Source organism: Paenibacillus shenyangensis (assembly GCF_000346635.1).
GTDB lineage: Bacteria > Bacillota > Bacilli > Paenibacillales > Paenibacillaceae > Saccharibacillus > Saccharibacillus dauci.
In genome coordinates, this window is the sequence record NZ_AOIG01000002.1 from 287,206 (window position 1) to 298,999 (window position 11,794).

Genomic DNA, 11,794 nt, shown 5'->3' on the forward strand with positions numbered 1-11,794 from the left:
CCACTGATCAGAATTTGAACTGGTTTACCAACGTACCGAGACGTTCAGCACTTTCGCTGGTTTTTTGGGCTTCTACCGAGACTTCGTTGGCTTTGTCGAGTACCACCTGAGCTGCCCCTGCAATCTCTTCGGTGCCATCGGCAGATTCGTTGTTAGAAATGGAAATTTCGTTGATCGCCTGTGCCAGATTCTGTACAGACGCACTCAGCTGCTCGCTCGTCGCGCTGAATTCGCTAACCATGCGATCGATATAACCGGCATCGTTAAGATACGATTCACTGGTTTCTCTCATCATCTGGTAATCGGCACCGATCTCGGTAGCCAGAAATTCCATAAGACGAGCAGTATATTTTTGCAGATTATTCACAGATTGCACAACCTGATCGGTAATGCCCTGAATCTGTCCCACGGTATTCTTGGATGCATCTGCCAGGTTGCGGATCTCGTCAGCGACTACGGAGAAGCCACGACCTGCTTCCCCTGCCCGTGCAGCTTCAATCGAAGCGTTAAGTGCCAGCAGATTGGTCTGTTGGGTAATTTGAAGGATCGACTCGCTGAGTGATTTGATCATTTCAACGGATTGGGACTGTGCCAGTGCTTCGTCCAGACCGGATTTAACATCATTGTATACAACAGTTGTTGCTGCGATAGATTCATCCAGCTTGTTCTTGAGTGAACCGGCACGCTCGTTAATAACACCTGCCTGCACAGCTCCTTCCTGTGCTCCTACAGCGATCGATTCGATCGCTTTTTCAAACTCGGTGGTTGAAGCGCTGATCTCCTGGGAAGAAGCGGCGGTCTGTTCCATACCGGCAGACATGTTCTGCGTGGTCGCCGAGACTTCCTGCAGCTTCTGGTTCATATCCATAAAGCCTACTTTGGCATGATTGCTCGCTTCACGCAGCTGGTTAATCTCGGCAGTAACCGCCTGAATCATACGGTGTGTAGACTGCTGCATCGCATCCATCGAGCGGATCAGTACACCCGTCTCGCCTGTGCTCTGTTTGTATTTATCAGGCAGCGTATGCGAATAATCGCCCTTGGACATCCGTTCTAGCTGCTGGGAAGCCATCTGTACCGGACGAACAATACTGCGTACAACCAGGAACAGTACAATGGCTGCCAGAATCAGACTGATTACTGTAATAATAATCATCGTAGTAATCATGGAATGCACACGATCCATATAAATACTAACCGGCTGCATGGAGATAATATCTACATTCAGGTTTTTATCCTTTACATAAGAAGCCATATAGCGCTCCCCATTCATGGTGATAAATCCGCTGCCTTTGTCCTGTGACTGAATCTGCTTGTACAGTGTACCGGAATCCAGCTTGCTCAGATCGGTCTTCATAATCTGATCCTTGTTCCCGGAGGCAATAATCAAGCCCGCCTTGTTGATAACGACTGTATCCAGCAGATTGTCTCCATCCTGTTGCACGACATCCTGCAGCAGTGTATTCACATCCAGCGGTGTTCCAAAAATATTCAGTGAATTGCTGGCGGAACCTTCATTCTGTTCGTCCGCCTCATCACCGCCCAGCACATTGCCGACAACGATAACCGTTCTGCCGGATACCGGGGATACCATGATATCACTCATAAAAGGACCGGGCTGCTGCTGTACTTTGGGATACCATGGATCGGTCTGGGCAGTCAGTTCGTGACCTACCGAATTCCCATTAATACCGTCCATATAGATTTTGCTATCATGCGAGAAGAAAATATTCTCATACAGTCCGTCGGATTCTTCCAGCTTCTCGGTAATGTTCTCCTGAATCCGCTGGAACTGCTCCTTGTTTGCTTGACCCGCTGTATTCAGATTGTTAAAAAAGTCCACGTTGTAAGGATCTTCCACGATTGCATCCGCCACAGCGACCTGCGATTTGATCGCCATGTTCAGTTCTTTTGACTTTTCCTGGGCAATTGCTGATATAGACTGGGCGTTCGCCTGTTCATAAGACCGGGTCACCGTATAACCCACCGTCACCATTGCCAGTACCATCGGGACAATAATACACAAGGCCGTAATACCCAGAATCCGGGCAGACAGGCTTTCCAAACCTTTTTTAATAGCATTCATACAGTAGAATAACTCCTTATTCAGTAATAGTATTTGAAAAATTTATGATAGCTTTGATCACTTCAGTGTGCTTTTTCGTCAGGGCAATAGTAGATCTATATACACATAATAATTAAAATCCACATCCTCTTATACAACTTATGAACCGGTTATTTTGACCTAGTTAAATAAGTATATCCTATTTTTCGACATTTGAATCACTATAAATTAAATTTTGAACGATATTTTATTCGTCTCGTGCAATTTGTATCTTTTCGAGATGTTTTACATAAAAAACCGGAACCTGCATATCGCCGGATACGTATGTAGAAGATAAGAAAACGGAAGGAGGTTACTCAGATGGGTCTTATCAAAAGTATTCTTAATCAGGTACTCAAGTCCAAATCAAGTTCAGGCCACCACCGTCACCGTTCGTATAGCAGCAGCGATCGTTACAGTCGCAGAGGAAGTTCACATAATCAACATGGTCATGGACATTACAGGCGTAAGCGCGGCAGCAGCTCTTACAGCAGCAGCTAATACAGCATGTAGGTAACATGACGCCGATGCCAATAAAATAAAGAAGCAAAAAGCCCCTTCAGATGAACGAAGGGGCTTTTTGCTTCTTTTATAATAGTATGGATTCAATTTCATGTCTGATCTCGGCTGCCTGTCTATAAGGCGGATCAATCAGCAGCAGCCTGCGCAGCATTTGCCGGGTACGGGGATGCAGCTGCAGTTCCTGCTCCCAGCTGCTTTCCTGTGGCTGACTCTCTCCGGCAGCATCGCCCTCGCTATACGTACTGTACAGCAGATAGAGCAGCAGATGACCGATCCCGTAAAAGTCACTGCTCACATCCAGACAGCGCCGGATTCGCTTCTCCTGTTCATCCCCACTGACCAGTTCATCCAGCTCATCAACAAGCGCCGGTGGTTCTTCCACGCGCCATGTCAGTCCAAAATCGATTAGCTGTACATGGCCCTCATGGAGCAGTACATTCGACAAACTGATATCCCGGTGGATCATCCCCTGATTGTGCATCATCTCCACAATATCCAGCAGCTGGTGAATCAGCTGCAGCGCTTCCCGCTCGGTAAAGCGCTGCTCCTCTTCGAACAGCAGCTGGCCGATATTCAGTCCTTGCATATACTCCATCGTGAGGCACCGCTGGCCTTGGTAAATAAAGGACTCCAAGAGTTCCGGTACCCGTTTGTGCCGAAGCCGGGTCATTGCCTGCAGCTCGCGGGCATAGATCAGTTCGGCACGCCGGCGACCACCACGCAGTGGATGAACCCTTTTCAATACACAAAGCTGGCCGGTCACCCGATCCTCACACCGGTAAGTAACACCATAGCTGCCTGTACCGAGAAGACCGATGATCCGGTAGCGCTCCCTGATCAGCTGGCCAGGCCTGAAATTACGCTCCTGCAGCCAGCGCTGAATATGTCCATGTATTCGCTGTAATGCTCTCAATCATAACCAGCCTTTCGTCGTCACATTGCTATTGTTATACTGTGCGCGGGCCGTGCAGGTTTCAGGATCAGGATAATAAAAAGAAAACGGCAGCTGACCGTTCGATCATTTGCTTCATTACCGTCGTTTGCTGCCCTCATCTTCGATAGCAGGCAGGTCGTCCTTTTTCTTGACTTTATCACGGAATTTGCGATACAGGCGGCTGATACTGTCCGGTGTCACATCAATGCCGCGTTCATACGCATATTTGACGGAATAGCCCAGCGCCAGTGTTACCGAACCGGCGACACCTGCACCGACTACAGATCCTGCACCGGGGAAGATTTTGCTGATCTGGGCGAACAGACTTCTTCCCATATTGCCGACAATCGAGGCGATCACGATCTCTTTGGCAGTCTCCCGGCTGAGTGGACGTTCATACAATGCTGCCAGGCGGGTTAGCAGACCAATCTGTATCGCGGTTAGTGGGATAATATCCGCTCCCGGTATCGGCGCAGCACCGATCGCACCGGCCGAGGTAGCAGCGCCAATAATCCATTTGTTGGCGGTAGAGGATTTTTCCTTGATCGTACGGGCGAACAAAATGTCCTTACTTTTTTTTTTGAGCATATCGAGGATACTGCTGCGCAGCTTGTCAATATTCTGCCCGGTACGTGACGAGATCGGTATCACCTCATAGCGGTCTCCTGTCTCCTGGCGGATGCGGCGTACCAGACGATCAATCTCGTCAGCAGCATCAATCTTGTTCAGCACGATCAGGATATTGGTATTGATCTTCTCCAGCGCTTCCAGTGATTTCTGCTCGGCTTCGGAGAACACCGTACCTGCTGCATTGAGGAAAAAGAGAACTACATCCGTCTTGCGATAATAATCACGTGTTACGCTGGAGTTAATAACATTTACATCATTCAGCCCCGGTGTATCAATCAATATGATTTTCTCCCGATAAGGATACGGACGAATCTGGGTAGTCTCTCCCGGCTCTGCTCCGACACCAGCGACTTCATCCCCGATGATCTGGTTAATGGTGGACGACTTACCGGCATTGACGTCACCCACCAGTGCAATCATGACTTCTTCTTCCATCTGGCGGTTAATCTCATCCATTTCCTGGTCAAATGCCTGGTCGGCTGCTTTACGAATTGTGGCTTTGACTTGTTGGTCTTTGCTGTTCATTTCAGTCCTCCTTATTTGAATTGATAGACGAGTACGCTGCGATCATGATCAAACTGCCAATCCAGATAGACCGCTTCGATTTCACGACCCAGAATCTCGGGAATCTGACTGTGATACGGGAACTCCTTGCGCTCCAGAACACGCTTTGCTTTGCGCAGCAGCTCTTGTTCACCCTGACGCAGCAGTTCCTTTTCTAGTTTGATCAGCAGGCCGTCGCGAACAATAATGAGCAGCTGATCATCCATCCAGAAGCTGTATACCCTGTCCGGAACCCGCTGTACACCGTTCGTAATCTCGTTGGTTCGCTCGTGAACCTCATACTGATGAGGAAAAGTCTCTACAGTCTCTGCAAAAGCATCCCCTTCCAGCAGCCCCACGACCATCCCCGAGAAATCGCGTTCTTCCCAGTCATAATAAATATCCTTGATTTGTATGCCGAACTGCTCTTTCATATCCTTGGTGAAGTTCTGCAGGGTATATTCCATCATCAGTTCTCGCAAAGTACGAAAAACATCCGGGTCATCCTGCTGCTCCACAATACTTTCCATACGCGGCCCGATAAAGTTCTTCAAGTGAAGAACGATACAACGTTCGTCCAGCAGGACGCTGATTTCCGGATGCGAGCTTTCATAATATTCATTGATTCGCTGCTGCATATATAACGCGACAGGATGATCTACAGACATCCTTTTCATAAAGGGGGCTCCTCCTCTGCATGGTTCATCCGGATCGGACGCATGCTTGACTCTGGCTTATTACTTTTAATATAGTACCCCGTTTTGGCAGCATTGATGTGCGGGTACAGCAGCATTGTCGAAATTATTCGCATTTTCTGGCATTTCTCCTACATTTATCTGACAGTATGGCTTTGGGATAGTTATTTATCTGCAGTTCCACTATTCGCCGAATCATCTGTCCGCGTACATGGCTGCATGCTACAATGCATTTGTATGAAAGCGATTCCAAATATTGGAGGAACTGCTTGTTCAACCTATTCTTGCAGAACAAGCCTGCCGAACTCCAATTTTATAAACAAGTGCTTAGGAAACCATGTATACCGAGGAGATGATCACAGGTGATGAAATTATCCGTATTTACCGTATGCACACCCGATCTCACACCGGAGCAGCTGATAACGGCTGCCGCTGCTGCCGGAATCGAAGGCATCGAGTGGCGCTATGCCGCTATTCCGGCGGACGCTGCCGAAGAGTCGCCTTCCTACTGGCGACATAATCGCTGCTCTATTGATCCGGCAATTTCCAGCGAGCGGCTGCAAGCGATCCGCCTCGCTGCGGAACAAGGCGGCGTAAGCTCTATTGCCCTGGTCCCTTATCTGAAATGCGGTGATCTGGATACAGCCCATCAGGCTTTTGATACGGCACAGCAGCTGGGTGCCACGATGATGCGTGTTGGTATTCCCCGCTATGACAGGCAGCGCCATTATGAAGATCTGGAGACCGAAGCTGTCCGTTATCTATCCGGTATTCAGGAAATGGCCAGCCAGTATGGTATCAAGGCGCTCGTCGAGACGCATCATGAGACCATTGCGCCAAGCGCTTCCCTCGCGATGCGGCTGGTTGGACATCTAAATCCGGCTCATGTAGGCGTATTATACGATCCGGGTAACCTGGTGCACGAAGGTTACGAGAATTACCGGATGGGTATCCAGTTGCTCGGCCCTTATCTCGCTCATGTACATGTCAAAAACGCCGGCTGGATACGTCAAGACGGTCGCTGGCAGTGCCAGTGGATGCCTCTACTGGAAGGCAGCGTCCCATGGGAACAGATTATCGACGATCTGGTAGCTGCCGGATATGACGGCTATCTGGGGATAGAGGATTTTAGCGGACAATTCGGTTCAGCGAAGATGCTTACGCATTTTGCCAGTGTATTTCGCGAACAGCTGCAGCAGCATGGACAGGAGGTCTGACCGTGATGACGAGAACTGTACGCGTAGCCGTTATCGGCATTGGCAATATGGGCAGTACCCATGCCCGCACCCTGTTATCCGGCTCTATACCCGGCGCAGAATTGACTGCTGTATGTGATGTCCGGGCATCGATGGAAGCGTGGAGCCGGGAGAATCTGCCGGCATCGGTCGCCTTTTGGAATAACCCGGAGGAGCTGATACAGTCCGGTACGGTTGATGCGGTGCTGCTGGCGACTCCTCATAAGGATCATGCCAGACAGGCAATCACTGCTTTTCGCCATGGTCTGCATGTACTCGTCGAGAAGCCTGCCGGCGTGAGCACCCGGGAAGTGCAGGAGATGAATGACGCAGCTGCAGCAGCGCCCGGGAGCGTATTTGCCATTATGTATAATCAGCGTACCAATCCTGTCTACCGCAAGCTACGTGACCTGATCGCAAGTGGCGAACTGGGCGAGATCCGGCGGCTGAACTGGATTATTACCAACTGGTACCGGGCACAAAGTTACTATGATTCCGGCGGATGGCGGGCGACCTGGAGCGGTGAAGGCGGCGGTGTGCTGATCAACCAGTGTCCGCATCAGCTGGATCTGCTGCAGTGGACGACCGGAATGATGCCGTCGCGTATACGCGCCTTTTGCAAGTTCGGCCGCTACCGGAATATTGAAGTGGAAGATGATGTGACTGCCTATGCCGAATACGATAATGGCGCTTCGGCCGTATTTATTACAACGACCGGTGAATATCCCGGAACCAACCGCTTTGAAGTAACTGGTGATTGCGGCAAAATCGTCATTGAGCAGGATCGGCTTACCTTCTGGCGGCTGCGGGAACCGGAGCCTGTATTCAACGAACGCTATCAAGGCGCATTCGGACATCCAGAGTGCTGGCAGTGCGACATTCCTATTGAAGAGACAGAGACCGGGCATCCCGGCATTATCCGCAACTGGATCGAAGCGATTCGTGAAGACACCCCGCTCATTGCTCCCGGAGCAGAAGGTATACGCGGATTAACGCTGTCCAATGCGATGCTGCTATCTACCTGGGAAGATGATTGGGTGACGCTGCCTATCGACGAACAGCGCTTTGAAGACCATCTGGCCCGGCGCCGGGAGGAGTCTTCCTTTTCCGGAGATATCGCCGTGCAGGAATCCATGCCTGCCGATATGAGCAACACGTATAAATAACCATCTGCATAGCAGCAAGGGAGGCGTATTATAATGAGCAAAGACGGTATGTTTTATGCACCGACCACGGCGTATCAGAGCGAACCTGTCTGTGGACCGGGAGAGTTCCAGATCGCGGTGGCAGCTATGGATCACGGGCATATTTACGGAATGTGTGCAGGTCTGGTAGAAGCCGGAGCGACAGTTAAATGGATCTATGATCGCAATCCGCGGAAAATCGCTTCCTTTCACAAGCAGTATCCGGACGCCCAAATTGCCTCATCGCTGGAGGAGATTCTGCAAGATGAGACCATCGTGCTGGTTGCGGCGGCAGCCATTACGTCTGAGCGCGGACCACTCGGGGTGCGGGTGATGCAGGCAGGCAAGGACTATTTTACCGACAAGGCTCCATTTACAACGATGGAACAGCTGATCGAGGCACGAATTGAAGCGGCACGTACAGGGCGCAAATATATGGTCTATTACAGTGAACGACTGCATGTGGAAAGTGCCGTGTATGCCCAGCAGCTGGTCAATCAGGGAGCGATCGGCAAAGTCGTGCAATTGATGGGTACAGGGCCACACCAACTGGTAGCGGACAAGCGGCCGGACTGGTTTTTCCGCCGGGATCAGTATGGGGGCATCCTCTGTGATATCGGCAGCCATCAGATCGAGCAGTTTCTGACGTTCACCTCCTCTACCGATGCGATGATCAACCACAGCCGGGTCGCCAATTTCAATCATCCACAGTATGCCGAGCTGGAGGACTTTGGCGAGATCTCTCTAACCGGCGACAGCGGCGCATCCGGCTATATGCGGGTCGACTGGTTCACCCCTGACGGCTTGGGCACCTGGGGAGACGGACGCACACTCCTGCTCGGAACCGACGGTTATATTGAACTCCGCAAATACATCGATATCGCCCGCGATCCTGCACGGGATCATGTGTATCTGGTCAATCATGAAGGCGAATACCATTTCAATGTGACCGGCAAAGTGGGCTTTCCTTTCTTCGGTCAGCTGATTCGCGATGTACTGGATCGGACCGAAACGGCAATGACCCAGGAGCATGCTTTCAAGGCAGCCGAACTGTGTCTGCTCGCCCAGCAAAAGGCATGGGATCAGCCGGACGGTCTGCTTGGCTTTGGTACACCTCAAGGAATTAACGGCAGACTGCATTATAATAGATAAAACAGAACGGCGCGGATACTGCAGTAGATATGCAGAAACCGCGCCGTTTTTTGGTGTATTGGTACCATGTAGCAAAGCGATTATTTGGGTGGTTTTCTACAAATCATACAGGATCGGCATGATCCTGCTGACCCCTTGTCTCCCCGGTAATGTTACAATGAGAACAACTCATGTAAACGCTACCGAAAAGGAGATGTTTTCCCCATGCCGGAGACGATGCGGATGGATCATGCGATTACTTACGGATATCGGTCAGCCGGGCCTTTTCATCCCCCGGCGATCGATGGGTTTCATTCCCATCTGCAATATGAGATTTATTATTTCCATGAAGGTATCTGTACTTATATTATTGGGGAACACAGCTATCATCTGCGTCCGGGTGATGTACTGCTGATGCATGGACGTACGCTCCACCGTCCACACCCGGAGCCGGATCATCCCTATGTGCGTTCAACGCTCCATTTTGATCCCACTCTGCTGCATGAATATATCCGGCCGGAACATATTGGCGGCCTGCTGCTGCCTTTTGAGCAGTCCGGGAACCGCCGTATCTCACTGAGCCGGGAGGAACAGCCGGAATTGGAACAACTGCTGGCCCAGCTGGCTTTACTGCCGCTGGAGGAACAGGGCAGGGTTTCTTTTCGCTTCATTCTCAAGCTGTGCGAGCTACTGTCCATGCTCGCCAGCCGCTGTCAGGAAGAGCAGACAGACAGCAACCGAGCTGGCAAGGAGCTGTACGTTCAGCATATTCTCGATTATATCGAGACCCGCTATATGCATGAGATTACACTGGAGCAGATTGCAGAACATCTGCATCTGTCCCGTGCCTATATCACTTCATTATTCAAGGAATGGACAGGCATGACCATTTTCAAATATCTGTATCACCGCCGGATCAGTCAGGCACGGCTGCTGCTCCATTATCAGCGGGAACTGTCGATCACCGAGATCAGCCGACTGTCCGGCTTCAAGCAGCTGCCCCATTTTAGCCGGGTATTCAAAGAGATTGTCGGCTGCTCACCAGAGAGCTATCGTTCTCGGCCATCCTCGGCTTCGACTGTACAATCTTATTAATTAAAAAGCTGTCGCATCAAGGGAATACAGCGAAACCACTCATGGTATTCCCTCCTTTCACTTCATCTAAAAACGAATTTGAAAGCTTCTTCTGTGCGTAAGTGCGTTGGCAAACCCGTGAAATGGGTATGTTATGTAAAGAGAATACTTCTTTACCTTTATCATCACTATACTCTTATCGTTACTACCTAAGGAGGTCTATCATGAAAGCCATCGTTATTGAACAATACGGAGATAAAGATCAACTCAAGGAAATGGAAGTTCCCAATCCGGTACCGGATGAACATCAGGTTGTCGTCAAGCTCAAGGCAACATCCATCAACCCGATTGACTGGAAGCTGCGTGCAGGCTATCTGAAAGACATGATGGATTGGGAGTTCCCGATTATTCTCGGCTGGGATGCTGCCGGTATTATTACCGAAGTCGGTTCAGCAGTCACCGAATGGAAAATCGGCGACAAGGTATTTGCCCGTCCGGAAACGACCCGATTCGGTACGTATGCCGAATATACACTGGTAGATGATCATCTGCTTGCTCCACTGCCACCAGGTATCAGCTATCAGGAAGCTGCTTCCGTGCCGCTGGCCGGTCTGACCGCATGGCAAGCCCTGTTCGATCATGGACAGCTCAAAGCCGGCGAAAAAGTACTGATCCATGCCGGTGCAGGCGGTGTCGGCAGTCTGGCAATTCAGCTTGCCAAAAATGCGCAGGCACATGTTATTACTACTGCCAGCGCGCAAAATGCCGAATTCCTCAAATCCCTGGGCGCAGATGAAGTGATCGATTACAAAGCGACCAATTTTGCCGAGGTGCTGTCGGATATTGATCTGGTATTCGATACCATGGGCGGCGATATTCAAAAAGACAGCTTCAAAGTGCTCAAGCGCGATACCGGACGTCTGATCTCTATCGTGGGACAGCCGGACGAAGAGATTGCCCGTGAAATGAATATTACGGCCAAGTCGATCTGGCTGCAGCCGGACGGCAAGCAACTGCAGGAATTCGGTCAGCTGATGGAGCAGCGCAAAGTCAATGCGATCGTCGGTACCGAGATTCCTTTCTCCGAGGCAGGACTGCGTCAGGCGCATGAACTCAGCGAGACGCACCATGCCAAAGGCAAAATTGTAATCACATTCGAAGATTAATGAATCTGCTAATCACGTACTCTGCCTGCGATGCTGTTGATGATATGGTGTACAGTCGGTGGATATTACCTGGAGGGAGGTGCAGCAGATGTGGCTGATTAATCCGTCAACCGCGTTTTCTGATCCATTGTTCCGCGTTATCTGGCTGCTGGAGCTAATTGTACTGCTGCTGCTTGCACTGGTTGCGCTTCGCTGGTCCCGCGGGGCATGGATCGGGAGCGGCGTTCTGTTTACACTCGCTCTTGCGTCCATTCTGCCCGGCTGGATCTCCCAGATCCTCTATCCTGATCCGATTGGCGCCATTATCGATATCCCGCTGCTGATGATGTTTCCATTAATGGCAATCAGTCTGCTCTGGGTCATTATTGCCTGGACAATGCGTCTGATTGCCAGTCGCCGCGGAGCTCGTTCTTCTTCCGGATAAGAACCGAGCAGCTCAAGCGATGCTGTTAGGTTCATCCTTTTGACGAACACTCCTATAGACGATAGTCATAAATAAAAGCCGCACCTGTTACCGGTAGAAATACAATCCGGTGATACGGTGCGGCTTTTATCTTATCTATCTACAATTACCTT

General features: G+C 50.4%; 11 protein-coding genes. 7 read left to right on the plus strand and 4 right to left on the minus strand.

The genetic code is table 11. The annotated features are described in order from the left end of the window. Positions 1 to 7: 7 nt before the first annotated feature. On the minus strand, positions 8 to 2,086 hold the full coding sequence (locus tag H065_RS0101315) for a methyl-accepting chemotaxis protein (protein WP_017811198.1): 2,079 nt from the start codon (positions 2,084 to 2,086) through the stop codon (positions 8 to 10). Positions 2,087 to 2,425: 339 nt separating this feature from the next. Here H065_RS0101315 and H065_RS24930 point away from each other — a divergent pair, with 339 nt between their 5' ends. Further along, positions 2,426 to 2,605: a hypothetical protein gene (locus H065_RS24930; RefSeq protein ID WP_017811199.1), complete on the plus strand. Its 180-nt coding sequence runs from the start codon at positions 2,426 to 2,428 to the stop codon at positions 2,603 to 2,605. 88 nt (positions 2,606 to 2,693) lie between these two features. Here the strand turns inward: H065_RS24930 and H065_RS24935 are convergent, their stop codons facing one another. The 3 genes from H065_RS24935 to H065_RS0101335 form a co-directional block, all read right to left on the minus strand. Then, the gene (locus H065_RS24935) at positions 2,694 to 3,539 is read right to left on the minus strand and encodes a serine/threonine protein kinase (RefSeq protein ID WP_017811200.1); all 846 of its coding nucleotides are present in this window, start codon (positions 3,537 to 3,539) and stop codon (positions 2,694 to 2,696) included. A 117-nt stretch (positions 3,540 to 3,656) separates the two neighbouring features. Next, positions 3,657 to 4,715, minus strand: a complete 1,059-nt coding sequence (locus tag H065_RS0101330) for a YcjF family protein (RefSeq protein ID WP_017811201.1) — start codon at positions 4,713 to 4,715, stop codon at positions 3,657 to 3,659. 11 nt (positions 4,716 to 4,726) lie between these two features. Further along, complete coding sequence (locus tag H065_RS0101335) at positions 4,727 to 5,410, minus strand: Na-translocating system protein MpsC family protein (RefSeq protein WP_017811202.1); 684 nt, start codon at positions 5,408 to 5,410, stop codon at positions 4,727 to 4,729. A 383-nt stretch (positions 5,411 to 5,793) separates the two neighbouring features. Here H065_RS0101335 and H065_RS0101345 point away from each other — a divergent pair, with 383 nt between their 5' ends. From H065_RS0101345 to H065_RS0101370, 6 genes are all read left to right on the plus strand, one after another. Continuing rightward, on the plus strand, positions 5,794 to 6,645 hold the full coding sequence (locus tag H065_RS0101345) for a sugar phosphate isomerase/epimerase family protein (protein ID WP_017811204.1): 852 nt from the start codon (positions 5,794 to 5,796) through the stop codon (positions 6,643 to 6,645). A gap of 5 nt (positions 6,646 to 6,650) precedes the next feature. Beyond that, positions 6,651 to 7,829 carry a Gfo/Idh/MocA family protein gene (locus H065_RS0101350; protein ID WP_017811205.1) on the plus strand — a complete coding sequence of 393 codons (1,179 nt, stop codon included), beginning with the start codon at positions 6,651 to 6,653 and terminating at the stop codon, positions 7,827 to 7,829. 33 nt (positions 7,830 to 7,862) lie between these two features. Then, entirely contained in the window at positions 7,863 to 8,999 is a 1,137-nt protein-coding gene (locus tag H065_RS24940) for a Gfo/Idh/MocA family protein (protein WP_017811206.1), read from the plus strand. Positions 9,000 to 9,203: 204 nt separating this feature from the next. Continuing rightward, positions 9,204 to 10,073 carry an AraC family transcriptional regulator gene (locus H065_RS0101360; protein WP_017811207.1) on the plus strand — a complete coding sequence of 290 codons (870 nt, stop codon included), beginning with the start codon at positions 9,204 to 9,206 and terminating at the stop codon, positions 10,071 to 10,073. Positions 10,074 to 10,276: 203 nt separating this feature from the next. Then, entirely contained in the window at positions 10,277 to 11,218 is a 942-nt protein-coding gene (locus H065_RS0101365) for an NADP-dependent oxidoreductase (RefSeq protein WP_017811208.1), read from the plus strand. An 88-nt stretch (positions 11,219 to 11,306) separates the two neighbouring features. Beyond that, positions 11,307 to 11,642 (plus strand): hypothetical protein, encoded by a 336-nt coding sequence (locus H065_RS0101370; protein WP_017811209.1) that lies wholly within the window; start codon positions 11,307 to 11,309, stop codon positions 11,640 to 11,642. Positions 11,643 to 11,794 lie beyond the last annotated feature (152 nt).